Consider the following 25285-nt stretch of genomic DNA (forward strand, 5'->3'; position numbering starts at 1 on the left):
GCGTCTCCCGCAACCGGACCCACCTCGCCATCCCACGGAATGCACGCTGTTGCCGTTGCTGTTGCTTCGGCTGTTGCTTCGGCTGTTGCTTCGGCTGTTGCTTCGGCTGTTGCTTCGGCTGTTGCTTCGGCTGTTGCTTCGGCTGTTGCTTCGGCCGTTGCTTCGGCGGGTGCAGGGCGCAGCCCTGCAAAACACCCCTACTCCTGCGGATCGCGGGTGATGTGGATATCCGTCGGGGTCGACAGCGGAATGTTCCGCTCGGCCAGGATCTGCAGCAGGCTGAAGTACAGATCGCTGCGGGTCGCATACACCTGCCGCGGGCTGGCTACGTACGCGAAGCTGTTGATGGTGATCTGGCCACCGGCAATGCTGTCGATGTAGACCGTCGGTGCCGGCTGATTCAGCACGTTGGTGTGCGCGGTGTACGCATCCAGCAGCGCCTGCCGCAGGTTGCCGACATCGGTGCTGGGCGGCACCGCGAACTGGATCTGGATGCGGCCCTGGTTGTTGCCCATCGTCATGTTGCGCACGGTCTTGGTGACCAGCTCGGAGTTGGGCACGATCAGCGTCGACTTGTCGCCCACCTGGATCTCGGTCGAACGCAGGCTGATGCGGCGGATGTCGCCTTCCTGATCACCCAGCTTCACCCAGTCACCGATCTTCACCGGGCGCTCGGCCAGCAGGATCAGGCCGGAGACGAAGTTCTGGGTGATCACCTGCAGGCCGAAACCAATACCCACCGACAGCGCGCTGACCAGCAGTGCCAGCTTGCTCAGCTGCAGTCCCATCGCGCTCAGGGCCCAGATCACCGCGATGATGATGCCGACGTAACGGGCGACGGTGCTGACCGAATTGCGTGCGCCCAGATCCAGTTCGGTCTTGGGCAGGTAGGTGTCGGTCAGCCAGCGCTGCACCAGCTGGGTGATCGCCAGGCCGGCCAGCAGCGCCAGTACCGCCATCACGATCCCTGCCGGTGCCAGCCTGGTACCACCGATATCGAAGCCGGTCGTGAACAGAGAAGTGAATCGATCCACTACTGCGCCGATGTTGCCGAACGGCGCCACCAGGGCAAGCAGCGTGAGCAGCACAACCACGGTACGCAGCGCCGCCGACAGCAGCACGCCGGCCTGCTCCAGGCGCGACACGCTCAGGCCGGTGCTGAGCAGGATGGTCTGGCCCACCTTGCTGTCCGCGTTGAGCATCCACGTGCTCAGGTCATCAACGAACTTGAACAGCAGGGTCGCTGCCAGCACCACGATGCTGCCGCCGATCAGCTGCTGGTTCACGAACTTGGCGAAGTTCAGGTAGCCCAGCAACGTCGCGACGATGGCGGCCACCACCGCGGCGTTGCCCGCCGCGCGCGCCAATACCAGCCAGCTGCTGCGGCGCACCGGCGTGGCCGCGCCCACGCCATCGGCCTGTGCCTCCAGCTTGGCCTCGGCCTCGGCGGTCTGCCGGCGATGCAGGCGTGCCAGGGTCACCAGCATGGCCATGATCAGGCCCAGGTAGGTCAGGGCAATCAGGCCATCCAGCGCCACCGTGGTGACATCGCTGGTGCGCGTGGCCTGGTCGAGGGCCATCAGCACCGTGCTCAGCCAGGCCAGCGCCGCCGCGCCCCACGCGTACTTGCGCAGCTTCAGCGCGGCGGTGTCGTCCAGGTTCAACAGCCGCCATGACGGGCGCTTGGGCACCAGCATGCAGGCGCTGAGTGCAGCGATGAAGGCGGCGCGGAAGGTGGCCGTCTCCAGGCCGTCGGCCACCACCTGCAGGCGCGGCGCGATGGCATCGATGGCGTTCAGCGCCGCCATCAGCACCACCACGGCATAGCCGGGCAGCAACGTGCCGACCAGCAACAACCACATGGCCAGGCCGGAACGGCGCAGGCGTCCATCAGGCGCACGATCGGACGCGGCGAACTGCCGCCCCAAGCGGCGCAGCCACAGCCGCAGCGGGAACATCATCACCAGCGCGGCGATCAGGCCCAGCAACGGCGTGCCCCAGCCATTGGCCCGGACGCCGGCAACGAACGTATCGCGCCCCTGCTCGGCCAACGGCGCGACGCGTGCGATATCGATCGGCAGGCGCTCGGCCACCTTGCTCCACAACGCAGGCGACAACGGCGAGGCGACCTTCTGGCCCAGTTCTTCGGTGCGTTGTGCGGTGCGCTGCTGCTCGATGTCCGCCGCCAGCTGCTGCGCACGCACGGCACTGGTCTTGGCCTGCGCCACCGATGCGGCCAGGCCGTCGCGCTGCTTGTTGATCGTGCGCCGTTGCGCCGCCAGTTCGGGCGGCTCGGTGGTGCCCTCGGCAGGCGTGCCCAGCTGCGCCAGCTGTTCGTCGAGGCGGTCCTTTTGCGGCTGCAGCGCCTTTTCCAGCGCCTCGGCGTCACGCCGTACCTGCGAGGCATTCTCCGACAGCATCGCCAGCGTCTCGATGGCTTCAGCATCGCCACGCTTGCGATCGATCTCCTTCAGGCTGGACTCGATCTGCGCCAGCTGCTGCTTTGGCGTAGGGTCTTCATCCTGTGCCAGCACCGGCGCGGACAGCAGGAGGGCGGTGCACAGCATCAGGACCCACCAGGGGCCCCGTGCACGGATCGATCGCAGGAAAGAAGACACGCCAGCCACACCGGTTCGCGCGGACCACCGCGCCTGCGCGCGACTATACGGCACAGGCGGTAAAGGGCGGATGGGCGACGCGCAGCAGTATCAGTACTTCAGGCGCAGCTCTTCCACGGTCGGCTGCTGCAGCGCGTACCAGTCCTGGAACTCTTCCTCGGTGATCTCATCGGGCGCGTACACCGCCACCGGATGCCAGTCGTGGTCGGTCGGCAGCGGCTGGCGCGGGCCGGCACGCAGGCTGTAGGCCACGCCTTCGTAGTCCACCAGGTCGTCGACCTGCGGCCACTGTTCGCGCGCGAACGCGGATTCACTCTTCAACAGGATCACCTGGTACATCGGCACCTCCACTTCGGTTGGATCAGGAAAACACGGCGCTGGCGGCAGCATACCGCCGCACCGGTGACAACGGGCACGCCGCAGCAGCGACGGAACGTTCTGGACACGGCCATCGCCCCGGCTTCACCCGCCCATGGCAAGGCCATCGGCATCGTGGAGGCCCCCCCCCTGCCACGACCGCCGATGACCGAGCACCCGCCGCTGAAGACCGTTGCCGACCTCAAGCTGCCCCGCTACCTGGGCACCTGGTACGAGATCGCACGCCTGCCAATGCGCCATGAACCGGAAGGCTGCACCGACGTGTCGGCGCACTACACCCTGCTCGACAACGGCAACGTCGGCGTCACCAACCGCTGCCGCATGGACGGCGAGATCGAAGAGGCCACCGGCGAGGCCTGCGCGATCGACAACGACAGCGCGCGCCTGGAGGTCAGTTTCCTGCCCAAGGGCCTGCGCTGGCTGCCGTTCGCCAAGGGCGACTACTGGGTGATCCAGGTCGCCCCGGACTACAGCGTGTCACTGGTCGGCAGCCCCGATCGCAAGTACCTGTGGCTGCTGGCGCGAGAGCCGCGTCTGGACGCCACCGTGCAGGACCATTATCTGGCGGCCGCGCGCCTGCAGGGCTTCGATCTGTCCGAACTGATCCAGACCCCGCATACCGGCCATCCCACGGCCTGAGCCGCACACAACCATGGACCTGAAAAGTGGCTACCCGTGGTGGGCGGTTCGCAACGGCCTGATCCACGCCTTCCCGCCGCTGCAGCAGGACCTGCGCTGCGACGTACTGGTGGTGGGCGGCGGCATCACCGGTGCACTGATTGCCGACGAGCTGTCCCGGCATGGCCACGACGTGGCGGTGATCGAGCAGCGCGACATCGGCTGGGGCAGCACCGCTGCCAGCACCGCGCTGCTGCAGTACGAGATCGATACCCATCTGCTGGAACTGGCCCAGCGCTACGGCCAGGACGCCGCCGCGCTTGCCTACCGTGCGTGTGCCGAGGCCATTCCGGCCCTGGGCGACGTGGCGCGCGGGCTGAAGGATGTGGATTTCCAGCGCATGGACAGCCTCTATCTGGCCAGCCGCCACCGCGACGTGCCGCGCCTGATGGCTGAGGGCGATGCCCGTCGCGGCATCGGCCTGGATGCCCGCTGGCTGGGCCCGGAGGCACTGCGGGAACGTTTCGACGTTGAGGCCGGCGGCGCCCTGCTGACCCGGCAGGCGGCCCGGGTTGATCCGTATCGGCTGACCTATGCGCTACTGCAGCGCCTGCGTCGGCGCGGCGCCCATGTGCATGACCGCACCGTACTGCACAGCCTCGATGCTACCGCGCGCGGGGTGACCGCCCGTACCGAAGCCGGTGCCACCATCCGCGCACGCCACGTGGTGCTGGCCATGGGCTATGCCAACCAGCGCTGGCTCAAGCAACGGGTCGCACGCAACCGCAGCAGCTACGCCTTCATCACCGATCCCATCGATGCGGACGTGCTCGGCCGGCTGCGCAACACGATGGTGTGGGAAAGCGCCCGCCCCTACCTGTACCTGCGCGCCACCGGCGACCAGCGCCTGCTGGTGGGCGGGCTGGACGACGCCATCGACATCCCCGCCCGCCGCGACCGGCGCGTTCAGAGCAAGGCCGACCAGCTGATGAAGCAGCTGCGGCACTGGTTCCCACGGCTGGACCCGGTGCCGGCCTTCTCCTGGGCCGGCACCTTCGCCGAGACCGCCGATGGCCTGCCGTTCTTCGGCCCGCACGAACAATGGGGCCCGCGGGTGCACTTCGCCATGGCCTACGGTGGCAACGGCATCACCTATTCGATGATCGGCGCGCAGCTGCTGCGGGCCCGGATCGAGCGGCGCACGCATGCGCTGGAGGGGCTGTTCGGGTTCGGCCGGTTGTAGCCTGCAGCCAAGCATGGCCTGGCTCTACCGTAAGCGGGCGCCGACAGGCATCATTCAAGCAACCCCTGCTAGCGTCGGCCTGTACCGCCGCGTGTTGCGTGGCCACCTGTCCGCTGGAGCGCCGTCATGATCCGCCCCCTGACCCTGCTGCTGTGCCTGGCCCTGCCGGGAACCGTGCTGGCCCAGTCCGCCGCAGGCGCCACCGCGCCGCAGGCTGCCGGCCTGGACCTGACGCTGCCGCAGGCGCCGATGCGCTACCTCAACGACCCGGCCCTGCAGCAGGACCCGCCGGGCACGTACTACGGCGACAAGAGCGGCCCGCGCGTGCACGACGACGCGAAGATCGCCGACGTCACCGACGACAAGGTCAAGGTGTCCGGCAGCTTCACCACCGGCATCGGCTATTCCAAGAACGGTGGCAACAGCCACTACAACGCCGCCACGCTGAACCTGAGCAAGAACTACACCACCGATGAAGGCAAGACCCACGGGGTCAACGTCAACATCCACGTGAGCGAAGGCAAGGGACCGGGCTTCTTCGGTCCGTATGGCGGCTATTACGGCCGCGGCCCGGGCTATTGGGACTACCCGCCGCCGTACGGCTGGTAAGCCAGCTCCTGTAGAGCCGAGCCCATGCTCGGCTACGGTTGGCCGCAAAGCCGAGCATGGGCTCGGCTCTACATGGGCAAACGTCAATCCAGCCAGCCATCGCGCTCGCTGTGCAGGATGCGGCCGTCATAACCGCTCAGGCGCACGTCCACCTTCTGGTTGCGTGCATTGCGGGCCTCCAGCGACCAGGTCGCACCATCGCGTTCCAGCGAATGGATCTCGCGCAGGCCATGCGCCTGTGCCCGTGCCAGCACCTGCTCGGTGGTCAGCAGCGCGCGGCCGCTGTGCTCGTCGAAGATCTCGCCGGTCTTCGGGTCCACGTAGACCTCGCTGAAGCGGCCATCGGCGCGGCTCACGTCGGCCTCCCACAGGCCATCATCGCGTTCGATCTCGTGGATCTGGGTGTAGCCGGCCTTGCGCAGGGTCTGTTCAACCTGGGCCATGCCCAGCGGCGCGGCCTGTACGGCCGGCGCGACGGTCAGCAGGGCAACAGTGGCGAGGGTGAGCGACTTCAACATGGGGGTTCTCCTGTTCGTGTTCGTGGCCGGACCATCCCGGCAACGCCACAATGCACCCCGTGGTTAACAGCGCCTTAGCCGGCACTGTTAGCCAGCTGTTAGTCACCCCCGGCACACTCACGCCTGTTCCTACAGCCCTCCCTGCGCCCCGATGCTCTCCACCCTGCCCTTGCTGCTGGCCCTGGCCAACGCTCCTACCGCCGCCGCGCCCGTCCAGGACCCGGCACAGCAGGTCGCGCGCCGTGCCGTGCAGCAGGGCCGCTACGTGCCATTGGAAAGCGTGGTGCGCGATGCACTCAAGCGCTTTCCGGGGCAGCTGCTGGAAGTGGAGCTGGACGATGGTGTCTACGAAGTGGAGATCCTGCGCGGCGACGGCGTGGTGGTGGAGCTGGACTATGATGCGCGCAGCGGAAAGCTGCTGAAGACGGAGCTCGACGACTGATGCGCATCCTGTTGGCCGAAGACGATGCCGCACTGGCACAGCGCCTGGTGCCCCTGCTGGAGCAGGCCGGCTACGTGGTGCATGTGGTTGCCGATGGCCGCCAGGCCGAGGAGATCGGTCAGATCGAGGACCTGCAGGCGGCCATCGTTGACCTCGGCCTGCCCGGGCTTGACGGATTGAGCGTGATCGAGGGCTGGCGCGGCAACGGCCGCGGCTTCCCGGTGCTGGTGCTGACCGCGCGCGGGCGCTGGCACGACAAGCTGGCCGGCTTTGATGCCGGTGCCGACGACTACCTGACCAAACCGTTCCAGGCCGACGAACTGGTGCTGCGCATGCGCGCCCTGATCCGCCGCAGCCATGGCCATGCCAGCCCGCGACTGCACTGCGGGCCGCTGCAGCTGGACGTCAACGCCGGCCGCTTCGAACTGGACGGACAGCCGCTGGCGCTGAGCCCGCAGGAGTTCCGCCTGCTCAGTTACTTCATCCACCACAGCGGCCAGGTGATCGGCCGTGATCGTCTGGGCGAGCAGGTGTTCGAAGGCGGCCACGACCCGGACTCCAACGCGCTGGACGTGCTGCTGGGTCGGGTCCGCCGCAAGCTCGGCATCGATCTGATCCAGACCGTGCGCGGCCAGGGCTGGCGGCTGGCCGCACCGTGAGCCGGCAATCCTCGCTGCGGCGGCGCCTGCTGCTGGCTGGCGGCGTCGGCCTGCTGCTGGTTTCGCTGCTGGCCAGCGCACTACTGGGCGAACTGTTCAAGCGCAGCGCGCGTGATCGGCTGGACCACGAACTGCAGCAGGACATGCTGACCCTGCTGGCGCAGGCCGAAGTGAACCCGGAAGGACAGCTGCGCCTGCGCCAGCAACCGAATGACGCGCGCTTCCAGCGGGTGTTCTCCGGTTCCTACTGGCAGATCGCCGGTGCCGATGGCCGCGTGCTGCTGCAGTCGCGCTCGTTGTGGGATGAAACGCTTCCCACCACCGTCACTGGCCCGGCCACGCGCAACCTGGCCGGGCCGCTGCAGCAATCCTTGCGCGCACGTGTGCAGCAGGTGCGCCTGCCACGTGCCAGTGAACCGTTCGTGGCCGTGGTCGCCACCGACCGCAGCGCTCTGGATGCCGATGTTGCCGCATTCCGGCAGCGCACCGCCATCGCGTTGGGTGTACTGGTCGCAGCGTGGCTGGCGGTGCTGGCCAGCCAGGTGCACTTCGGCCTGCGTCCGCTACACCGCCTCGGTGCACAGCTGGAACGGGTGCGGCGCGGCGACGCGCAACGCATCGACACGCAGGGACTGGGGGCAGAGGTCGCGCCACTGGGCGAAGAACTCAACGCGCTGCTGGAGCACCAGCAACGCATGGTCGCGCGCGCGCGCACCAGTGCACAGGACCTGGCGCATGCATTGAAAACCCCATTGAGCGTGCTGGCCACCGAGGCTGACGGCGACGGCGCGGACTGGCGGACCACCGTGCGCGAGCAGAACGCACGCATGCAGGCCAGTGTTGACCGTTACCTGGCGGCAGGGTTGGCCGCAGACCATCGCCAGCGCAGCGACGTTGCGACTGTCGCGCAGGCGCTATGCCGGTTGATGGCACGCGTGCATGGCGAACGCGGCATTGCGTTCACGGCCGCAGGTATCGATCCAGCGTTGCAGTTCGCCGGTGCCAGTGCAGATCTGGAAGAGATGCTGGGCAACCTGCTGGACAACGCCGGGCGGTGGGCGCGACAGCAGGTAGACATCACTGCGGACATCAGCGACGGACAGCTACGCATCGAAGTACGCGACGACGGCCCGGGCTTGGCCGCGGAGTCACTGTCACAGGTCACCCAGCGCGGTGTGCGGCTGGATGAGCGCGAGGGCAGCAGCGGGCTGGGCTTGGCAATCGTGGGCGATATCGCCGCCAGTTATGGCGGGCGCGTGGCGCTGGAGAATGCGCAGCCGGGCCTGCGCGCGACGTTGTGGTTGCCCGTGGCGTGACGCACCGCTGCGCTCGCCGGGCGCCGCCCGGCGCTACCGGTTCACCCGCACCCGGTAGGTGTCGACCTTGGTCGACACGCATCAAGCATCAACGGTGATGCATCCACCAGCAATCAATCGCGTCCAGCACGATGTGGATGATCAAACCGATGCCGAACAACCTGGTCTTCTTCGGCACGCACAACCCGGCATAGACCGCGATGGCCGGGGCCGTATGCAGTGGGTGGAAGCCGATGCTGCAGCGGTTCGGTGCGTAGATCGGGTCGGCCAGCAGGTGGTCCAGATCGATGATCCAGCCCAGCAGCATCAGCAACCACGCCGAGGCGAAGCGCTTGCGCCAGAACAGCCATGCCAGCAGGGCTGGCACGGCGGCATGCAGGAACAGGTGGAAGATCGCGCGCGCGCTCATCGCAACGGTAGCGCCGGGCAAGCCCGGCGCTGTCCATCAGACCAGAGGTTCGTCGGACAGGTAGGTGTAACCGGTCAGGCCGGCTTCCAGTGCCTCCGACAGCTCCTGCGCGCGTTCCGGCGACAGCTGCGCCTCGGCCACGCGCTGCGCGTAGGTCGCGCGCAGCTCATCCAGGCGGTAGCCCACGTAGTCCAGCATCACGTCGGTGGTGTCGCCGCGGCGCTGCTGGGTGATGGCGTAGCCATCGGCGTCGGCCAGCACTTCCACCGCGTCGGTATCGCCGAACAGGTTGTGGATGTCGCCCAGGATTTCCTGGTAGGCGCCGACCATGAAGAAGCCGATGCGGTAGCTCTCACCCGGCTTCATCTTGTGCAGCGGCAGCGAGCTGTCCAGGCTCTCGTTCTCGACATAGGTTTCCACCATGCCGTCCGAGTCGCAGGTCATGTCGGCGATGATGCCGCGGCGGTCCGGGGTTTCGTCCAGGCGCTCGATCGGCACGATCGGGAACACCTGGTCGATCGCCCACACGTCCGGGATCGATTCGAACACGCTGAAGTTGACGAAGTACTTGTCGACCAGGCGCTCGTTCAGTTCGTCCAGCACCGGGCGATGGCTCTTCTCGTCATAGCTCAGGCGCGCACGCACACCGTGGGCAATGGCGTAGAACAGATCGTCGATGCGCGCACGCTGCGGCAGGTCGATCTGGCCCAGCGCGTAGCTGGCCAGGCCTTCGGCATGGAAATGCTGCGCTTCCTGGAACAGCTCCACCGCCGGGCGCACGTCCAGTTCGTCGTGGATCTCGCGCAGGTGGCGGATCGCCGCCGGCTCGTCATCGTGCTGGTCCGGCACGCGGCCTTCCTGCGCCTCTTCCACTTCCGACACGTTGGCGATCAGCACCGCGTGGTGCGCGGTCATCGCGCGGCCGCACTCGGTCACGATGCGCGGCGGGGTCAGGCCGAACTCTTCGCAGGCATTGGCCAGCGGCTGCACGATGTTGCTGGCGTAGGAATGCAGGCCGTAGTTGATCGAGCAGAAGCTGCGCGAACGGGTGCCTTCATAGTCCACGCCCAGGCCACCACCCACGTCGACGTGGGTGATCTTCGCGCCCAGGCGCGACAGCTCCACGAAGTAGCGGGTGGCTTCGCGCATGCCGTTGGCGATGTCGCGCACGTTGGAGATCTGCGAGCCCATATGGAAGTGCAGCAGGTTCAGGCAGTCGGCGTACTCGGTGTCACGCAGCGACTTCCACAGGTCCAGCAGCTGGCGCGGCGACAGGCCGAACTTGGCCTTGTCGCCACCGCTGTTCTGCCACTTGCCGGCGCCCAGCGAGGCCAGGCGCATGCGCACGCCCAGGCCCGGCTTCACGTCCAGCGCCTTGGACTCTTCCAGCACCAGCTTCAGCTCGGACGGCTTCTCGATGACGATGAAGGTCTGCAGGCCCAGCTTGCGGCCGATCAGGGCCAGGCGGATGTACTCGCGGTCCTTGTAGCCATTGCAGACGATCAGGCCACCCGGACGCGACAGCGCCAGCACGGCCATCAGCTCGGGCTTGCTGCCCGCTTCCAGGCCGAAGCCCTCGCCGTGGTGGCTGGCCAGGGTGCCGGCCACGCCGCGGGTCTGGTTGACCTTGATCGGGTACACGGCGGTGTAGCCGCCGCTGTACTCCCAGTCCTGCTGGGCCTGGGCGAAGGCCGCCTGCAGCTTGCCCAGGCGCTGGCCGAGGATGTCCGGGAAGCGCACCAGCAGCGGCAGCTTGGCGCCCGCCGCGCGCGCCGCATCGACCACCTTGGGCAGCGACACCACCGGGCCGTCCGCCCCGGTCGGTCTCACCACCATGTGCCCGGCCTGATCCACGTCGAAGTAACCGTCCGCCCAATGCGGGATCGAGTAGGTCTTGCGGGCTTGGTCGAGGGACCAATCGGTCATTTCAGTCGGCCTTGTTGGCAATAAAAGGGGGGGCATGATAACGCCTATATGCCCACAGGTTCGTTATCATGCGCGCCCGCGCCCGTGACAGGTTTCAACCTGAACGGGCCGATCCGTCCGGATGTGGCATCTGTGCCACGCGGCCCCGCCCGCCAGCCCGGCTCCACCCCTCCGAACAGGACTGTTTTCCAATGACTGACAGCAACAACTGGTACATCGAACACTTCGAGCGCACCGGCTCGGCCATCGGCTACCGCATCACCGGCAAGCTGGACGAGGTGCAGTCGCCGTTCCAGAAGATCGAGATCTTCCAGACCACCGACTGGGGCAACCTGATGACCATCGACGGGGCCATCATGCTGACCAGCAAGGACAACTTCTTCTACCACGAGATGATCAGCCACCCGGTGCTGTTCACCCACGCCGCGCCCAAGCGCGTGGTGATCATCGGTGGCGGCGACTGCGGCACCCTGCGCGAAGTGCTCAAGCACACCGGCGTGGAGAGCGTGACCCAGTGCGATATCGACGAGCAGGTCACCGTGATGGCGCGCAAGCACTTCCCGGAACTGTGCGACTCCAACGACGACGCCCGCGCCGAGCTGCTGTTCGACGACGGCGTGGCCTACATGGCCAACTGCCCGGCCGGCAGCGTGGACGTGGTGATCGTGGACTCGACCGACCCGGTCGGCCCGGGCGAAGGCCTGTTCAACAAGGCCTTCTACGAGAGCTGCTTCAAGGCCCTGAAGGACGACGGCATCCTGGTGCAGCAGTCCGAGTCGCCGCTGATGCAGCTCGAGCTGATCAACGAAATGCGCACCGAGATGGGCAAGGCCGGCTTCGGTTCGTTCAAGACCCTGCCGTTCCCGCAGCCGTGCTACCCCACCGGCTGGTGGAGCGTGACCATGGCGCGCAAGGGCGACAGCAGCTTCGACTTCCGCCAGGCCGACTCGGCCGCCAAGACCTTCAACACCCTGTACTACACCGCCGCGCTGCACACCGGCGTGCTGGTGACCCCGCCGTTCGTGCAGGCGGCACTGAAGGGTTGATCCAAACAAAAACCCGCGCTGGCGACAGCGCGGGTTTTTGCTTTCTGTAGAGCCGAGCCATGCTCGGCTGCATTTCGCGCAGAAGCAGCCGAGCATGGGCTCGGCTCTACAACATCCCGCGCGCGCGACCCGGCCGCGGTTCGCTCACAGCGCCCAGATACCCGCAATCACCGCCACCACCAGGCCCCACTTGATCACCTGGTAGGCCACCACACTGCGCTCGCGCAGTGCCTTGGCCTTCAGGCGCACCTTGTAGACGCTGCCGAACGCCTTGTTGACGCCACCGGTCGGGTCACCCGGCAGGTTCGGCGAGGCACCGCCGGCCAGCAGCGTGGCCGCCACCGCACGATTGAACAGGCTCGGCAGGCCGAAGCGCAGCGGGCGGGCGATGTCGCAGAACAGGATCACGCGGTCATCGGGCGTCTCGTTGTGCGCGTGGTGGATGTAGGTCTCGTCGAACATCATCCACTCGCCATCTCGCCAGCTCTTCTTGATGCCGTCCACTTCGATGTAGCAGCCGTCGTTGTTCGGCGTGGCCAGGCCCAGGTGCAGGCGCAGCGAACCGGCGAACGGATCGCGGTGCGGACGCAGTTCGCTGCCCGACGGCAGCTGCGCGAACATCGCCGCGCGCACGTCCGGCAGCGACTCCAGCAACGCCGTGGTCTTCGGGCACATCGCCTTCGCCGACGGGTGCGACGGGCCATACCACTTCAGGTAGAAGCGCTTCCAGCCACGGCGGAAGAAGGAATTGAAGCCGGCATCGTTGAACGTGCTGGAGGCCGCGATCTTCTGTGCATCGCGCAGCGCCAGCGCCTCGTCGCGGATCATCTGCCAGTTCTGGCGCAGCGGCTCCAGCTGCGGGAACTCCTTGGCCGGGTCCAGGAACGGCGTGGTCGGCACCTTCGAGAACATGTACATGACCACGTTGATCGGGGCCATGAAACTGGAGTGGTCCAGCAGCTGGCGCGACCAGCGCGCGCGCACCTTGCCACGGAAGTGGATGTACAGCACGCAGGCGACGAACAGCGCTGCAATGACGATTTTGATGATCAAAACACTTTCCTCCAGCCGCAGCCGGAACGGGAAACAGGGCGATGCACGGCCAAGCGGCCAGCACCGGTGGGGACCGCGGCAGGGAACGGGGACGTGCCAGGAAGGGGCGGCCGCCGATGTCGCGAATTAACAGCTTATGGTCGGCAGGCCGTGCGTCGGGGTCAAGCCGGACGTGCGTGACGTTCAGCGGGCCGCGGATGAACGAAGCGATGCGACGCTCAACCTATTGATTCTGAAAGAACCAAAGACGAAGTGAGACGGAATTGTCCGATCGGGTGCGACGAACTGTTCCAGCCACGACCCCGACATTTCTCCGACAAATCGTGGAATAGCGAACTGGCGAGTACTAAAATTAACGAAAACTTAGTAACTCCCTGTAACACCGGTTCGCTTGACGCTTTGCGCCACCCACCGGGTCGACCGAGACCCCGACATGCATCTCCCTGCCCTGCCCCCCTCCTCCTGCGGCGAAGACGCCGCCACCCCGCTGCTGCTCAAGCGCGGCGAACGCTTCCTGGCCCCCGACGTCTATCGCACCTGCCTGGACGGGCGCGAGGCGGTCATCAAGGACTACTCCCGCTACCGCGGCACCCCCGTTTCACTGATCGCGCGGCTGATGGTGCGCCGTGAGGCCCGCATGCTGCAGCGCCTGGGCGGCTGGAAGCATGCCCCCGCGCTGCTTGGCACCCTGGGTGGCCTGGCACTGGGCATGGAGTTCATTCCCGGCCAGACCCTGAGCACCGCGCAGGCCGTGGGCAATGAAGTGTTCGAGCAGCTGCAGCACGCGCTCAGCCGTTTGCATGCCGCCGGCATCACCCACAACGACCTGCATGGCACCAACGTGGTGGTCAGCGGCGGCGTGCCGGTGCTGCTGGACTTCACCTCCGCCTGGCGCGCCCCGCGCTGGCTGCGCCGCAACCCGCTCAGCCGGCAGATGCGCCGCAGCGACATGAAGAACCTGCTGAAGATCCGCCAGCGCATGACCGGCCAGGCCCCGAGTGCCGCGCAGGCCGCACTGGTGGCCGACCCCGGCTGGGTCGCTGCCGTGCGCCAGGGCTGGAAGCGGTTCTACAAATGGGCCAAGCGCCGGTAGGGGGCGAGCTCGCTCGACCGCTTTACCGCTCTTTGTAGAGCCGGGCCCGTGCTCGGCTGCTGTTCCTGCATCGCGCGAAATGCAGCCGAGCATAGGCTCGGCTCTACAACATCCCGCCGAACGGGTTATAACGCGTCCGCGTCCAGCTCACCGGTACGAATACGCACCACACTGCCCAGGTCGTACACGAACACCTTGCCGTCGCCAATCTTGCCGGTGCCCGCCGCCTTCACGATGGCCTCAACCACGGCCTCCACCTGGTCATCGGTCACCGCCACTTCCAGCTTCACCTTCGGCAGGAAATCGACCACATACTCCGCGCCGCGGTACAGCTCGGTATGGCCCTTCTGGCGACCAAAGCCCTTCACTTCCGTCACCGTGATGCCGGTAACCCCACGCTCGGCCAGCGCTTCGCGCACGTCGTCGAGCTTGAACGGCTTGATCACCGCCATGACCATCTTCATCGTCTATCTCCTGTCTTCCGGCGTGGAGGATAGCGCCTGAACGCGCCCGGTGCGAAACAGCCCACGCCTGTGCGGGCGACCGGCCCAGCAGTATCCTTGTGGCCTGCACGGCCCGCCCGCACCACGGAGTACCCCCATGATCGACCTGAACCAACTGGATGACCTTGCCCGTCGCTTGAGCGACCTGGTGCCGCCGGGCCTGCGCGAATCGCGCGAGGAACTGCAGGCCACCTTCAAGAGCGCGTTGCAGGCGGGTCTGGCCAAGCTGGACCTGGTCACCCGCGAGGAGTTCGAAGTGCAGCGCGCCGTGCTGCTGAAGACCCGCGAAAAGCTGGATGCGCTGGAAACGGCCGTGCGTGAGCTGGAAGGGCGCGGCACCGCAGAATGAAAAAAGAGGCGCAGTGCGCCTCCCGTTTACAGATTATTTCCCGGATGGGGCCTTGCAGCAAGGCCCACCGGGCGCCCTAGACTCGCCGGCCTGTCGATCCGGCAGCACAGAGAGGGGCAGCAGCGATGGCGCAGGACACCGATTGGACACCCGTTTCGCATGACACCTGCGACCAGGTCGCCGGGCCGTTCTATCACGGCACCCGCGCTGATCTGGCGGTGGGCGAGTTGCTGAGTGCGGGCTTCCGCTCCAACTATCGCGACAGCGTGGTGATGAACCACATCTACTTCACCACGATTGCCAAGGGCGCCGGGCTGGCTGCGGAGATGGCTAGAGGTGAGGGGCGGCCACGCGTGTATGTGGTGGAGCCGACCGGGCCGTTCGAGGACGACCCGAATGTGACCAACAAGAAGTTTCCCGGGAACCCGACGCGGTCGTATCGGAGTGCGCAGCCGTTGCGGATTGTGGGGGAGATTGTGGAGTGGGAGCTGTATGACGCGGAGTTCGTCCGGCAGTTGAAGGCGTTTGTTGCTTCGGGGAGTGGGGAGATCATCAATTGAGGGAAGGAGAGACACGTGCTTTGGCCGACGGAGGATCAACGCAGCAGGTCGTCGAACGATGTCCGCTCCCGGCCAAGAGCGGACTCTCGCAGTACCTTGAACAGACCCAACCACGAATTTGCCTGGCCTGGAACGAAGTATCGGGCCGGCACTACTTGAACATCTCCAACAGATCCTTGTCTTCATGCCGCTGCTCCCACGTGGAGAGAAAACAGAAGCTCACACCACTTCGCATGGCAGCCTTCTGGAACCCGGCCAGTTCTTCCTTCGTGACCGGGTACTCAACCGGATCAAAGTGCAGAATCCCCCACGGCTTGACGAGAGAGAACCCAGGCAGGAGTTCCGAGAAGATCGCCTTGAGCAGGGGCCGGATACTCGAAAAGTCCTTGATCGGGCCCGCGCGATTGCCAAGGGCATGACACTGACGACGGATGGTCCTGTCTCCACCCACCACGCGCGCAATGAAGTGGTCCTGGTGCACTCGAACGTAGATCAGCTGACGGCGAAAGATCTTCATCCCCATCTCAAAGCCACGCGCTCAACAGCCATCCATGCAACTGCATGCCCATCCATCAATGCGCAGGCTGCACCTTCAGCGCGCTTGAATCCCTTCGCAGCAGATACAGCGCAACCAGGAATGGCCACAGCGAGTTGATCGACGAGAACACGCGCTGGGTCAGCCCCCGGTAGCCCTCCGGGTCCGCGCCCACCACGTTCAACCAGAGATAGACGATGCCCCCGATGCTCACCACAGCGGTCACGGCGTATGCCCTTCGGTTGGCAGACCACGCGCTCAGTTCGATGTGCGACATCGCCGGTGCAATGATGTTTGCGATACCGATGGTGTAGAAGCCGTGCATCGGATGGCCCATGGGCCAGAGACCGTTGGTCAGCATGGAGATGCCAAAGATCATCCAGCAGATCGCGCCTACGGCAATCCGGCGGCCGGACTCCCGCCATACCCCGATGGCAAACGCCACGAAGCCCACGCCGCAGCCGATGGGGGCAATCCTGGCGCAGATGCTTGCAAGCGTTGGTGCCTGCAGCAGTTCGCTGGCGTGCTGTGCAAGCGGGTTGTAGCCCGGCGCGAACACGGCGGCAACGCTGGTCCAGAACAGGAACCACGGAAGCGGGACCAGACCCGCAGACAGAAGAAGTCGATTGCGGCGTAACACGTACAGTGATCCTTGTTTTGGCCTGCACCAGTGGGTGGAATCCGTTCAAACGCCGCAGAACCTTCCTGCTTCGGGCAGGACAGCTCCGGGTGACTACAGCGGTAGTCAGATTCTGCGTGACGCCCTACGGGGTCAATAGGCAAAAAGTCACTCACGCTTGGAAGCGAAGTACGCGTCAGCCATCAGCGGCCGTCGCACCGGTTCCTTCGCAATGGCGGCGGCATTGACCCCTACCCGTTGGCATTCCGAACAACAGCAGGTAATCGTTACTGCGCCACCGTGCATCGGTGGTCGGGACTCGAAAGGCCGTTTTGTTGGGAAGTGGTTTGTGCTTGCCAGCCGGCATCACCTTGCGTGGTGTCGGCTGGCAATCCGTCTGCCGGCTATGGAAGGAACGGTGCGCTGGCAGAGGCATTGGCCGGATGACCGGCCTATCGGCGTCAGGCCCTGCGCAGGATCGCTACCGGGGCTTCTTTGGCTGCTCGTCGAGCCGGTACAAATGCTGCGGCCTGCCCCAACAGAAGCACCGTGAGTACGCCAATCGCGAGGAACGGCGCTTCGATCCTGGCTACCTCGTAGTAGCGGGCCACGGCCATGTTCAGGCCGATGGCCAGTGCGGTACCGACAACAGACCCGGTGGCGGTGAGAATCAGGTTCTCCACCAGGAAGTACCGGAGGATGTCGGATTTCCGGGCGCCCAGTGCGCGCCGGATACCGATCTGCCGATACCGCTTGCGGACCCAGAAGCTGGCCAGTCCGTACACGCCCGTTGCAGTTACCACCAACAGCGCCAACCCGGAACTCAGGAACATGATCGCCATGGTCTGATCGTGGCGGAAGTAGTCGGCGCGCAGCTCGCGGAACGAGGTGCTGCGGGCGATGGTGCGGTTCGCATCGCGTTGCGACAACGCGGCTTCACTGGACGCAATCACGTCCGCCACTCGCCCATCCCCAGCACGGATGGCGAACATCACACGAGGCCCGTCCGGAATCAGCGGCAGGATGAGTGACATGTCGTTGTCTGCATCGGTCTTCAGTACAGGCCGGGAAAGTGTCTTGACGATGCCGACCACTTGGATGGGATGCCGCGCATCGGCATACAGGAACTTGCCGACTGCACCGCCCTCCGGAAACAGCTTGTCCGCCAGTGCCTGGGAGACAACGGCCTCGCTCGCCTTGTAGAGCCCGGCATAGTCGGCGCTGGCCTCCATCGGCACAAATACTCCCGCAGAGAGGTCTCGGCCGGCAACAATGGTCAGACCCAGCACCTTGGCTGCAGGCGAAGATGCCGTGTAGACAGTCGGCTCTGCCTCGACGATGCCGGAGAGATCATTCCCTTCAAGCACCTTGTTGGTGAATCCCACCCTCCAGCTGCGCTGGGAAAGGGGAAGCGATTCTGCTGCGATAGCCTGCTCCACGCCTGGCTGCTGCCGGATGGCCTCCAGGTCGGTCTTGATCGAGGCTGCAGGGTTGGCTGCTGCAGGCCCCAGGTACTCGGTCTCGATGATACCCAGGTTCGCCTCTTCCAGGCCCGTCTTGTAGGTGAGGGTTCCCAGCCGCTCGGACAGCAGAAACGCAAGGTTCGTCACACACGCGGTGGCAACCAGGACCTGCACCAGAAGAATGGACGCGATGAAGCGGTTGCGGGTGAGCGCCCGGACGATAAGGGGGAGTTCTGCAATGCTCATTCTGACGCCTTGATCTGCATGGCCAGACGGCCTGAGGTAGCGCGCAACGCAGGGAAGAACGCAGCAACGACACTGGAGACACACGCCAGGCCCACGGTGAGAGCAGCCATGCTCAGATCCATGTTGGCCAGTGAGGCGTAGTCTTCCGGCTGCATCCGCACAAGGGAGAGGCCGGCCTCCGCAACGATCAATCCTACCGCCCCGCCCAGGCCACCGATGATCAGTGCTTCAGTGCAGAGCTGATAGATGACGTCCTGCCGGCGCGCACCGAGCGCCCGACGGAGCGATATCTCATGGGACCGGCGGATGAAGCGGGCGAAGATCAGGGCACTCATGTTCAGCAGGCAAACGATCAGGAAGCCCAGGCAGAGCGCCAGCTGCAGCTTCACCTCGTTGGGGATGATGCGATGCTCGACCAGGAAGTCCTTCAAGGAAACCATGCGCGGCACGGTTGTCCTGTCAAACCTTCCCGCCTGCTGTTGTGTACGTGCGTAGTTGCCCAGGAAGCGCTCGTACTGCTCGACACTGGCCGCGTCAGGCAACTCGGCCCAGAACTGGATCCATGATGTGCGGGCGTCCTGCAGGCGATTGAGGGGTTTGTCACTGCTCCATGAGAAGATGTTGTTGGAAACCGTCATCTGCATTTCTGCCGCGACACCTATCGGGATGAAGAAGTCTTCGCGCCCCTTGAACACGTCCTGCTGAAGGTCCGTATAGAACCGGGGGCGCGGGCTCCACGGATCGGCAACACCCACCACCGTGAATGCTTGCCCCCCAAGCCGAACCGTTGTTCCCACCAGGCCTTCACCGCCCAAACGAGCAGCGAGATCCTGACTCAACACGACGACCCGGGCCTGGGCAGCATCATCTTCACGGGTCCAGGCCCTGCCCTGCGCCACAGGGATGCCGAACATGGCAAACGCATCTGCAGTGACATACTGCCCCTGCGCGAAAAATGGGATCTGCACGCTGCGCTGCGCATCCACCAATAGACGAGCAGATGCCAGCGCGGTCTGATGGGAGGCGGGGCCCTGCCGAAGCAGGTTCTGCGCATCTACCCAGGTGAGGGCCACGCGTGGGTCCATGCCAGGCCTGACGTCGTACGACGCAGGGAGTGCGTCAATAAAGGGGTGATAGAGATGCTCGCTTCGCCCCGGTAGTGGATCCCACGTCATTGTCCGCACGACAGTCAACATCGTCATGCTTGCGCCGATGCCCAATCCCAGCGCCAGGATCAGCGCGGCGCTCATCCCCTTGGTTTCCAGAAGCCTTGTGCGGGCCAGCGCAAAGTAATAGCCGAACATATACGTCGCTCTAATGCAGGAAGGTGGCTGCAGTCGGAATCACGTCGACCGGCTCAATCGAGATCCACGCTGTGCTGTTCTGCACCCTGTCGCAGGCTTCCAGCAGATGCATCAGGCGGAAGCGCGAGCGCTGGATGATCCGGAGGACAACTTCGATGTCTTTCTCGCTTCGATCCTTGATGAACGCCCTGGGTATCTTGTTCTGATTCAGGGAGTCCACAACCGCTTCCAGGGTCAGGTAGCTGAGCCGCTGGGTGGAGGCACTGTCGATGAAGATTGAGGCGCTTTCCGCCATGCGCGGCAGAAACGCCGCCAGCAAGGCCTGAATGCTGTCCTGGGAGTGGTTGAAGTCGGAAAAGACCATGTCAATTCCGCCGTCAAAAGCGGCGGCCTGGGCAATATCGGCAAAGGCGATCTCCTGCCAGTTGGCAACAACGTGATTCTCGACCCCGGCCCACTGGAATACATGCTTCAGGAAAGCGGGATAGTCCTGCCCCATCTCCCGCAGTGAATCGGCAAGCGGCCCCTGCAGGCCCTCGACAAACCTGATGCCTGGCTCACTGGAGAAGTGCGAACCATTGTCATAGGTGTGAATGACACCGCTGCCGTTCTCCCGTAGTGCACCGGCCATCCAAGCCGCAGTGACGCCAAACCCGGTACCCAGTTCGACCACGATGCGCGGGCGCGTCCGCTTGACCAGGCTGTACAACAGTACGCACAGGTCCTCGCTTCCGTAGGCCCAGCCCATCGACTCGCGCAGCGAGCTCAGCTTCTCAAGCAGCATTCGCACCTCCGGCGTTGCCGGCAAGCAACCACGCATCCATTGCAGTCTGCACAGCGGTATCGGCGGCGACGGAACGAAGGTAGGGCGAGAATGCATGGAAGGTGACTGCTTGATCCGTCACGTACAGGAGCATCTCTCCCGCTTCGGAACGGAAGGCCTGTGCAGCTGCTCGCGTCAGCTGCCCACACACAACATCATCGACCCCAACGCTTGCACGGGGAAAACAGATTCCGTTGTAGTCCCGCCCAAGGAACCAGGCGATCACAGGTATGCCCTTTGGCCTGGACACGTGGAACTGATGCCTGCGGCGCTCTTCATCATCAAGCTGTCGTTCCTCCCGCCAGTCAAAAAGCGACCAGACCGACTTCTGCATGGGGTCTTCGATACGGGACAAGTCTGGTTCTTCGTACCCAAAACTGTAGGCGAAGTCAGGCGTATTCGCCTCTGGAAGAGCGCGTTCGATTTCAAGCCACTGCACGTTCAGCGGGGCCAAACATCGGGATACACCGCGCGTGCCGGTGTCGTGACAGAGGCTCACCCCCAGCGCCAGAAGCGGCTGCAGGCGGATATGGAACCAGCGGGTGTCCACTCCGTGCTCGGCCAGAAACCGTTCGATCTGCGTTCCTTCCAGAGAGAAGACCCGGTTTACCACGTTGGCCCCGCGGAACAGACTCTCAAGATGCGCACCGGGGCTCAAGCGGAGAACCTCGGGCCAGGGCTGATCCTTCATTACCGGTACCAGCTCATCAATGTGCACGGCAGGGACACCCGTAGCCAGCGCCCGCAGCGCAACCGGGTCAAAGTGATCCGCATGGATGACGACTGTTCTGCTCATTGCTGCCACTCCCCATAGCGATACTCTCGCTTCATCTCTGCCTGCATCTGATCAATCATCTGCCCGACCTCACCATGGATGGCATCCTTGCTCATCAACCGACCGCTGAGATTCTGCTCGATCAGGAAGCCGGCGGCGCAGACGGCCAATCTGCGCTGGACGTGGCGCTTGGCGGCTTCACCCAGGTCCGGAGAAATCTCGAGATGACGCTTGAGCAGGCGGTGACACACGTAGTAGACGAAGACCGCGTGGATATAGGAGGAGTCGGGAATGGGATTGCCGGACCACGGAGACACGACACGGTGCCGGTAGTCATTGGCAACGAAGAACCCGTTGGCAAGCTCCCATGCGGCCAGATAGTTGTGGGTGCTTTCATGCATGATGCTTTCCATGCACGCCTCAACCAGAAGTTCCGGGTTATGCGTGTTCAGCAGTCGAATGGAACCTGGCTGCCTCGGCACATGCTCGGAGCCGTAGCGGCCGGCTTCATCGGACGTAACCTCTGCCGACTTGCGCACGGTGATCCGCCGGACGAAGTTGCGGATGAGAAGGCCGTACATGGGTTCTGACCGGTCGATCGCTGCCAGCGCCTCTGCCAGCTTTCGCGAGACATGCTCGCGCTCCGCATCGGTCAGCGGTAGGCACGGTTGGCTCAGCACTCCAGAGCGTGGCTCATGGTGCCGCGCCGGTGGGCTCTCAAGATCGAGCGCGATACAGTCACCCAGCTTCGGCAACTGCCGAAGGGTCCACACGCCCGTGGCATCCTTTTCCGCAACGCAGTCTCCAACCGGACTGTAGAGCTGCCACTTCCGTGCCTCTCTCAAGTACCTGTCGGTCCGTCCCTGTGCCAGCTCGGCGATCGACTTCTCCCGAGCGATGATATCGTGCAGCGCGCCAAGCGCGCGGGCCTGTTCCTCTGCCCTCTCCTGCTCGTCGGCTCCTGACTCCACCCTGCCCTTCCGCGCAGACTCCAGGCACAGATATTGCTCGCAGAATTCGGAACTGAGCAGCACACGGGCTTGGCGATCGGGCCCGAGTGACTGGTAAATCTGGTGCATGGCACGAGTCATGACTCCGTATTTCTGGTCAGCAAGCACTTCCTGAAGTCGCGCTCTCATCCTGCGGAGTCTTGACCACAGGATGCCCTCGACGACCGACTCCATGCATTCTGACGTGTCTGCGATCTCCATCAGGCAGATCGGGCTTCTTACATCAGGCCGTTGCGCCTGGGTCATCGAATTCATCTTTCTCCTCCATGCAGTCATCGCCGTCCTCGCTACTTGCTCCTGGCCGCTCTTATCCACCCTTCAAATCCAACTTGAGGCCAAAGATCGAAAGGCACCTCCGGCCTCTATAGGCTCTGCATGACAGTGATCTACGTGCAAGGGGCGGAGAGATCCCCGCCCCTCTCCCTTCAGACGTCGAATCGGGAATCGGCGGAACTGCGCGAAGCAAATACCATCTGCTTGCTCGCCGTGTCATGATGGTGATGCGACCCGATGGAATCGGAGTGATGGTGCCCATCTGCGAGAAGCACAGATTTTTCGTCTGTGAACTCACTAATGCTCAGGGACTGCATATCCGCCTGGATAGACGTCGACGCCGCAATGTCATTGACGAAGGTGCTGTTCGGTGCGGCAGCAGATGCCACGCCTGCGGCCGTAACACCCGCAATGATCAGCGCGAGGGGCGAGAGATTCTTCACAGCAGTGCTTTGGGTCATTTTTCTTTACTCCATGTAATGGTGGGCATTTGATCTTCTGAGCTGCGAACGTGATCAGCGTTGTGGCTCAACTTGATTCAACGACCTGACGGTATCCGGCTGCAACCTCGCTGCTGTGCCGCACACAGCTTCGGCCTCGAGTGGGCGGTTGCGCCCCAGCTGCCACTGCGTCCAGAGAACAACCATCACGGGTTGAGCGCTTGCATTCGCACTTGTGCGCTTGCCCTGGAAGGGCGTCACTGTCGCGAATGTCTTGGCCAGGGATAGGGAGGACACGACTGCCACCCCGTATCGTGACCTGTGAGAGGCAGCGTCCTCAGCACATTCAAGAAGAGATTCGTGCGAGAACCGACATAGATAGACCTGCTACAGAATTGACGATCTGTCTTGACGCCCACACACTTCCCCGCATGTTCTGTGCGAGGCGGCCTAGGAAGGGGGGTATTCATGGAGTTCCGCACAGATTCACTGTCGGCTCGGATCCGCGCTGCTCGTATCGGCAGCGGGCTATCTCAAACCGATCTCGCCAAAGCCCTGAACGTGAACCGGGCGACGGTAGGCCACTGGGAACGCGAACTAGGCTTCGTGCCGTCTATCGACCATCTGCATGCGTTGAGCAGGGTCACTTGCGTGAGCGTATCTTGGCTGATTTCAGGTGACACCATCGCCGATGGTGGGAAGCCGGAAGGAATGCGCCTGCAATTGGAAGCACGCATGTTGACGGCATCGCGCAACCTTCCGATCTCCCTCCTCGACAACATTGTTGAGTTGATGAGGTCTGCTGAACGCCATATCTGACGTCGTCCCGACGACTGAACCACACGTAGTGGCTGCCCGGATAAGTCCTAGATATCACGCCGAAGTATTCCGATGGTGATCGGCACGCCACCTGTCGCACCATCAAGCACCCCTCCGCAGGAAACCACACATGAGCCTGGCGCTGGTCCACAGCCGTGCCCGCGCCGGGGTCGACGCCCCACTGGTGCGGGTGGAAGTGCATCTCTCTGGCGGCCTGCCTGTCACGCAGATCGTGGGCTTGGCGGAAACCAGCGTCCGCGAATCACGCGAGCGCGTGCGTGCCGCCCTGCTCTGCGCGCGCTTCGACTTTCCGCAGCGACGCATCACTCTGAATCTCGCGCCCGCCGACCTGCCCAAGGAAGGTGGACGTTACGACCTGGCCATCGCCCTGGGCATTCTGGCCGCCAGTGGCCAGGTCGATCCGCAGTCACTGCTGCAATACGAGTTCCTGGGTGAGCTTGGCCTGACCGGCGAACTGCGGCCGGTGGCAGGTGCGCTGCCGGCCGCGATCGCGGCCGCTGAAGCCGGGCGCATCCTGGTGGTGCCGCCAGGGAATGCCGCAGAGGCTGCGTTGGCCGAGCACGCTGATGTGCGTGTGGCGCGTACGCTGCTGGAATGCTGCGCCGGGCTGGGCAATCCGCGCCTGTTGCCACCCGCGGAGCGCGTGGACACGACACCGTTGCCACTGCCCGATCTGGCCGACGTGCGCGGGCAGGCGCATGCACGGCGCGCGTTGGAAGTGGCCGCTGCCGGTGGGCACCATCTGCTGTTGATCGGCAGTCCTGGCTGCGGCAAGACGCTGTTGGCCTCGCGCCTGCCCAGCCTGTTGCCGGATACCGAAGAGACTGAGGCGCTGCAGCTTGCCGCGATTGCGTCGGTGAGTGGCGAAGGGCTGGACCCAAGACGTTGGCGGCAGCGGCCCTTTAGAGCGCCCCATCACAGCGCGAGCGCGGCGGCGCTGGTGGGTGGGGGCAACCCGCCCTGCCCCGGTGAAATATCACTGGCCCACCATGGAGTCCTCTTCCTTGATGAGCTCCCAGAATGGAACCGCAGCGCGCTGGAAACCCTGCGCGAGCCACTGGAATCCGGCCACATCCGCATCGCCCGCGCGGCGCGCAGCGTGCAGTACCCCGCGCGGTTCCAACTGGTGGCTGCGATGAATCCCTGCCCGTGCGGCTGGGCCGGTGACCGCAGCAACCGTTGCCTGTGCAGCGACGAGCGCATCAACCGCTATCGTGCGCGAGTGTCCGGCCCGCTGCTGGACCGCATCGATCTGCATATCGGCGTAACGCGAATGGACGCGGTGGAGCTGCGGGAGAGCACGCCGCTGGGTGAGCCCAGTGCTGCGGTACGTGCACGGGTGGAAGCCGCCCATGCCCGGCAGCAGGCACGTGGCGGGCTCAATGCACATCTGCCGCCGGCGGCGCTGCGGGCGTGCACGAAGCTGAGCGAGGCCGATCAGGATCTACTTGAGCAGGCGATTGAACGTCTGCAGCTTTCCGCACGGGCGATGCACCGGATTCTGCGCGTGGCGCGCACGATTGCGGATCTGGCGGGTTGCGAAGTGATCCGGACGGCGCATCTGGCTGAGGCGATTGGCTATCGGCAGCTGGATCGGGGAAAGCCGGGAGTATGACG

General features: G+C 64.7%; 27 protein-coding genes. 12 read left to right on the forward strand and 15 right to left on the reverse strand.

What is annotated here, in order from left to right; translation table 11 throughout:
* Positions 1-197: 197 nt before the first annotated feature.
* Positions 198-2567: a DUF3772 domain-containing protein gene (locus tag ARC63_RS15385; protein ID WP_057503733.1), complete on the reverse strand. Its 2370-nt coding sequence runs from the start codon at positions 2565-2567 to the stop codon at positions 198-200.
* Between the two features lie 141 nt (positions 2568-2708).
* Entirely contained in the window at positions 2709-2957 is a 249-nt protein-coding gene (locus tag ARC63_RS15390; RefSeq protein WP_006399378.1) for a hypothetical protein, read from the reverse strand.
* Between the two features lie 183 nt (positions 2958-3140).
* Between ARC63_RS15390 and ARC63_RS15395 the strand changes: the two genes are divergently transcribed.
* From ARC63_RS15395 to ARC63_RS15405, 3 genes are all read left to right on the forward strand, one after another.
* The gene (locus ARC63_RS15395) at positions 3141-3635 is read left to right on the forward strand and encodes a lipocalin family protein (RefSeq protein ID WP_049412024.1); all 495 of its coding nucleotides are present in this window, start codon (positions 3141-3143) and stop codon (positions 3633-3635) included.
* 13 nt (positions 3636-3648) lie between these two features.
* Entirely contained in the window at positions 3649-4857 is a 1209-nt protein-coding gene (locus ARC63_RS15400; RefSeq protein WP_057503734.1) for an NAD(P)/FAD-dependent oxidoreductase, read from the forward strand.
* 126 nt (positions 4858-4983) lie between these two features.
* Positions 4984-5466 (forward strand): hypothetical protein, encoded by a 483-nt coding sequence (locus tag ARC63_RS15405; protein WP_019661543.1) that lies wholly within the window; start codon positions 4984-4986, stop codon positions 5464-5466.
* A gap of 83 nt (positions 5467-5549) precedes the next feature.
* Here ARC63_RS15405 and ARC63_RS15410 read toward each other — a convergent pair whose 3' ends face one another.
* Positions 5550-5984: a PepSY domain-containing protein gene (locus ARC63_RS15410; RefSeq protein WP_043401290.1), complete on the reverse strand. Its 435-nt coding sequence runs from the start codon at positions 5982-5984 to the stop codon at positions 5550-5552.
* 151 nt (positions 5985-6135) lie between these two features.
* Between ARC63_RS15410 and ARC63_RS15415 the strand changes: the two genes are divergently transcribed.
* From ARC63_RS15415 to ARC63_RS15425, 3 genes are read left to right on the forward strand one after another with little or no spacing between them, the layout of a single operon-like run.
* The gene (locus tag ARC63_RS15415) at positions 6136-6426 is read left to right on the forward strand and encodes a PepSY domain-containing protein (protein WP_010482069.1); all 291 of its coding nucleotides are present in this window, start codon (positions 6136-6138) and stop codon (positions 6424-6426) included.
* The gene (locus ARC63_RS15420) at positions 6426-7085 is read left to right on the forward strand and encodes a response regulator transcription factor (RefSeq protein WP_057503735.1); all 660 of its coding nucleotides are present in this window, start codon (positions 6426-6428) and stop codon (positions 7083-7085) included. Before ARC63_RS15415 ends, ARC63_RS15420 begins: the two co-directional genes overlap by 1 nt.
* A complete protein-coding gene (locus tag ARC63_RS15425) occupies positions 7082-8401 on the forward strand; it encodes a sensor histidine kinase (protein ID WP_057503736.1) in 1320 nt (439 codons plus the stop codon). The genes ARC63_RS15420 and ARC63_RS15425 overlap by 4 nt, the downstream gene beginning before the upstream one ends.
* 88 nt (positions 8402-8489) lie before the next feature.
* On the opposite strand, the gene ARC63_RS15430 is transcribed toward ARC63_RS15425, so the two are convergent.
* Together ARC63_RS15430 and speA are read right to left on the reverse strand one after the other, a co-directional pair.
* Positions 8490-8810 (reverse strand): DUF6122 family protein, encoded by a 321-nt coding sequence (locus ARC63_RS15430; protein ID WP_005411369.1) that lies wholly within the window; start codon positions 8808-8810, stop codon positions 8490-8492.
* A gap of 36 nt (positions 8811-8846) precedes the next feature.
* Positions 8847-10736 (reverse strand): arginine decarboxylase, encoded by a 1890-nt coding sequence (gene speA / locus ARC63_RS15435; RefSeq protein WP_005411370.1) that lies wholly within the window; start codon positions 10734-10736, stop codon positions 8847-8849.
* 191 nt (positions 10737-10927) lie between these two features.
* Here speA and speE point away from each other — a divergent pair, with 191 nt between their 5' ends.
* Positions 10928-11782: a polyamine aminopropyltransferase gene (gene speE, locus ARC63_RS15440; RefSeq protein WP_010482074.1), complete on the forward strand. Its 855-nt coding sequence runs from the start codon at positions 10928-10930 to the stop codon at positions 11780-11782.
* 144 nt (positions 11783-11926) lie between these two features.
* On the opposite strand, the gene ARC63_RS15445 is transcribed toward speE, so the two are convergent.
* On the reverse strand, positions 11927-12832 hold the full coding sequence (locus tag ARC63_RS15445; RefSeq protein ID WP_049435834.1) for an aspartyl/asparaginyl beta-hydroxylase domain-containing protein: 906 nt from the start codon (positions 12830-12832) through the stop codon (positions 11927-11929).
* A 436-nt stretch (positions 12833-13268) separates the two neighbouring features.
* Here ARC63_RS15445 and ARC63_RS15450 point away from each other — a divergent pair, with 436 nt between their 5' ends.
* Positions 13269-13928 carry an RIO1 family regulatory kinase/ATPase domain-containing protein gene (locus ARC63_RS15450; protein ID WP_043401280.1) on the forward strand — a complete coding sequence of 220 codons (660 nt, stop codon included), beginning with the start codon at positions 13269-13271 and terminating at the stop codon, positions 13926-13928.
* A gap of 125 nt (positions 13929-14053) precedes the next feature.
* Here the strand turns inward: ARC63_RS15450 and ARC63_RS15455 are convergent, their stop codons facing one another.
* On the reverse strand, positions 14054-14392 hold the full coding sequence (locus tag ARC63_RS15455; protein WP_005411374.1) for a P-II family nitrogen regulator: 339 nt from the start codon (positions 14390-14392) through the stop codon (positions 14054-14056).
* Between the two features lie 136 nt (positions 14393-14528).
* Here ARC63_RS15455 and ubiK point away from each other — a divergent pair, with 136 nt between their 5' ends.
* On the forward strand, positions 14529-14780 hold the full coding sequence (ubiK, locus tag ARC63_RS15460) for a ubiquinone biosynthesis accessory factor UbiK (RefSeq protein ID WP_010482078.1): 252 nt from the start codon (positions 14529-14531) through the stop codon (positions 14778-14780).
* Positions 14781-14905: 125 nt separating this feature from the next.
* Positions 14906-15340 carry an NAD(+)--rifampin ADP-ribosyltransferase gene (gene arr / locus ARC63_RS15465; RefSeq protein ID WP_057503737.1) on the forward strand — a complete coding sequence of 145 codons (435 nt, stop codon included), beginning with the start codon at positions 14906-14908 and terminating at the stop codon, positions 15338-15340.
* A gap of 151 nt (positions 15341-15491) precedes the next feature.
* On the opposite strand, the gene ARC63_RS15470 is transcribed toward arr, so the two are convergent.
* The 8 genes from ARC63_RS15470 to ARC63_RS15505 form a co-directional block, all read right to left on the reverse strand.
* Entirely contained in the window at positions 15492-15857 is a 366-nt protein-coding gene (locus tag ARC63_RS15470) for a hypothetical protein (RefSeq protein WP_049435835.1), read from the reverse strand.
* A 55-nt stretch (positions 15858-15912) separates the two neighbouring features.
* On the reverse strand, positions 15913-16515 hold the full coding sequence (locus tag ARC63_RS15475) for a DUF998 domain-containing protein (protein WP_057503738.1): 603 nt from the start codon (positions 16513-16515) through the stop codon (positions 15913-15915).
* A 440-nt stretch (positions 16516-16955) separates the two neighbouring features.
* Positions 16956-18203, reverse strand: coding sequence for an ABC transporter permease (locus ARC63_RS15480; protein WP_064968347.1), 1248 nt, complete (start codon positions 18201-18203; stop codon positions 16956-16958).
* A complete protein-coding gene (locus tag ARC63_RS15485) occupies positions 18200-19507 on the reverse strand; it encodes an ABC transporter permease (RefSeq protein ID WP_057503739.1) in 1308 nt (435 codons plus the stop codon). The genes ARC63_RS15480 and ARC63_RS15485 overlap by 4 nt, the downstream gene beginning before the upstream one ends.
* Before the next feature lie 10 nt (positions 19508-19517).
* The gene (locus ARC63_RS15490; protein WP_057503740.1) at positions 19518-20291 is read right to left on the reverse strand and encodes a class I SAM-dependent methyltransferase; all 774 of its coding nucleotides are present in this window, start codon (positions 20289-20291) and stop codon (positions 19518-19520) included.
* On the reverse strand, positions 20281-21126 hold the full coding sequence (locus tag ARC63_RS23305; protein WP_057503741.1) for a hypothetical protein: 846 nt from the start codon (positions 21124-21126) through the stop codon (positions 20281-20283). Before ARC63_RS23305 ends, ARC63_RS15490 begins: the two co-directional genes overlap by 11 nt.
* Complete coding sequence (locus ARC63_RS15500) at positions 21123-22370, reverse strand: HEXXH motif-containing putative peptide modification protein (protein WP_057503742.1); 1248 nt, start codon at positions 22368-22370, stop codon at positions 21123-21125. The genes ARC63_RS23305 and ARC63_RS15500 overlap by 4 nt, the downstream gene beginning before the upstream one ends.
* A 170-nt stretch (positions 22371-22540) precedes the next feature.
* Entirely contained in the window at positions 22541-22849 is a 309-nt protein-coding gene (locus ARC63_RS15505) for a hypothetical protein (RefSeq protein WP_057503743.1), read from the reverse strand.
* A 447-nt stretch (positions 22850-23296) separates the two neighbouring features.
* Between ARC63_RS15505 and ARC63_RS15510 the strand changes: the two genes are divergently transcribed.
* A complete protein-coding gene (locus ARC63_RS15510) occupies positions 23297-23647 on the forward strand; it encodes a helix-turn-helix domain-containing protein (RefSeq protein ID WP_057503744.1) in 351 nt (116 codons plus the stop codon).
* A gap of 130 nt (positions 23648-23777) precedes the next feature.
* Positions 23778-25283, forward strand: a complete 1506-nt coding sequence (locus ARC63_RS15515; protein WP_057503745.1) for a YifB family Mg chelatase-like AAA ATPase — start codon at positions 23778-23780, stop codon at positions 25281-25283.
* Positions 25284-25285 lie beyond the last annotated feature (2 nt).

Origin of the sequence: Stenotrophomonas geniculata ATCC 19374 = JCM 13324, assembly GCF_001431625.1 — a bacterium.
Classification (GTDB): Bacteria; Pseudomonadota; Gammaproteobacteria; order Xanthomonadales; family Xanthomonadaceae; genus Stenotrophomonas; species Stenotrophomonas geniculata.

What these genes read in the sequence shown, in the direction of transcription:
- ARC63_RS15385 (WP_057503733.1), bottom strand. Translation starts at nt 2,567, where the DNA reads ATGCTGTGCACCGCCCTCCTGCTGTCCGCGCCGGTGCTGGCACAGGAT.
- ARC63_RS15390 (WP_006399378.1), bottom strand. Translation starts at nt 2,957, where the DNA reads ATGTACCAGGTGATCCTGTTGAAGAGTGAATCCGCGTTCGCGCGCGAA.
- ARC63_RS15395 (WP_049412024.1), top strand. Translation starts at nt 3,141, where the DNA reads ATGACCGAGCACCCGCCGCTGAAGACCGTTGCCGACCTCAAGCTGCCC.
- ARC63_RS15400 (WP_057503734.1), top strand. Translation starts at nt 3,649, where the DNA reads ATGGACCTGAAAAGTGGCTACCCGTGGTGGGCGGTTCGCAACGGCCTG.
- ARC63_RS15405 (WP_019661543.1), top strand. Translation starts at nt 4,984, where the DNA reads ATGATCCGCCCCCTGACCCTGCTGCTGTGCCTGGCCCTGCCGGGAACC.
- ARC63_RS15410 (WP_043401290.1), bottom strand. Translation starts at nt 5,984, where the DNA reads ATGTTGAAGTCGCTCACCCTCGCCACTGTTGCCCTGCTGACCGTCGCG.
- ARC63_RS15415 (WP_010482069.1), top strand. Translation starts at nt 6,136, where the DNA reads ATGCTCTCCACCCTGCCCTTGCTGCTGGCCCTGGCCAACGCTCCTACC.
- ARC63_RS15420 (WP_057503735.1), top strand. Translation starts at nt 6,426, where the DNA reads ATGCGCATCCTGTTGGCCGAAGACGATGCCGCACTGGCACAGCGCCTG.
- ARC63_RS15430 (WP_005411369.1), bottom strand. Translation starts at nt 8,810, where the DNA reads ATGAGCGCGCGCGCGATCTTCCACCTGTTCCTGCATGCCGCCGTGCCA.
- speA (WP_005411370.1), bottom strand. Translation starts at nt 10,736, where the DNA reads ATGACCGATTGGTCCCTCGACCAAGCCCGCAAGACCTACTCGATCCCG.
- speE (WP_010482074.1), top strand. Translation starts at nt 10,928, where the DNA reads ATGACTGACAGCAACAACTGGTACATCGAACACTTCGAGCGCACCGGC.
- ARC63_RS15450 (WP_043401280.1), top strand. Translation starts at nt 13,269, where the DNA reads ATGCATCTCCCTGCCCTGCCCCCCTCCTCCTGCGGCGAAGACGCCGCC.
- ARC63_RS15455 (WP_005411374.1), bottom strand. Translation starts at nt 14,392, where the DNA reads ATGAAGATGGTCATGGCGGTGATCAAGCCGTTCAAGCTCGACGACGTG.
- ubiK (WP_010482078.1), top strand. Translation starts at nt 14,529, where the DNA reads ATGATCGACCTGAACCAACTGGATGACCTTGCCCGTCGCTTGAGCGAC.
- arr (WP_057503737.1), top strand. Translation starts at nt 14,906, where the DNA reads ATGGCGCAGGACACCGATTGGACACCCGTTTCGCATGACACCTGCGAC.
- ARC63_RS15470 (WP_049435835.1), bottom strand. Translation starts at nt 15,857, where the DNA reads ATGAAGATCTTTCGCCGTCAGCTGATCTACGTTCGAGTGCACCAGGAC.
- ARC63_RS15480 (WP_064968347.1), bottom strand. Translation starts at nt 18,203, where the DNA reads ATGAGCATTGCAGAACTCCCCCTTATCGTCCGGGCGCTCACCCGCAAC.
- ARC63_RS15485 (WP_057503739.1), bottom strand. Translation starts at nt 19,507, where the DNA reads ATGTTCGGCTATTACTTTGCGCTGGCCCGCACAAGGCTTCTGGAAACC.
- ARC63_RS15490 (WP_057503740.1), bottom strand. Translation starts at nt 20,291, where the DNA reads ATGCTGCTTGAGAAGCTGAGCTCGCTGCGCGAGTCGATGGGCTGGGCC.
- ARC63_RS23305 (WP_057503741.1), bottom strand. Translation starts at nt 21,126, where the DNA reads ATGAGCAGAACAGTCGTCATCCATGCGGATCACTTTGACCCGGTTGCG.
- ARC63_RS15500 (WP_057503742.1), bottom strand. Translation starts at nt 22,370, where the DNA reads ATGAATTCGATGACCCAGGCGCAACGGCCTGATGTAAGAAGCCCGATC.
- ARC63_RS15505 (WP_057503743.1), bottom strand. Translation starts at nt 22,849, where the DNA reads ATGACCCAAAGCACTGCTGTGAAGAATCTCTCGCCCCTCGCGCTGATC.
- ARC63_RS15510 (WP_057503744.1), top strand. Translation starts at nt 23,297, where the DNA reads ATGGAGTTCCGCACAGATTCACTGTCGGCTCGGATCCGCGCTGCTCGT.
- ARC63_RS15515 (WP_057503745.1), top strand. Translation starts at nt 23,778, where the DNA reads ATGAGCCTGGCGCTGGTCCACAGCCGTGCCCGCGCCGGGGTCGACGCC.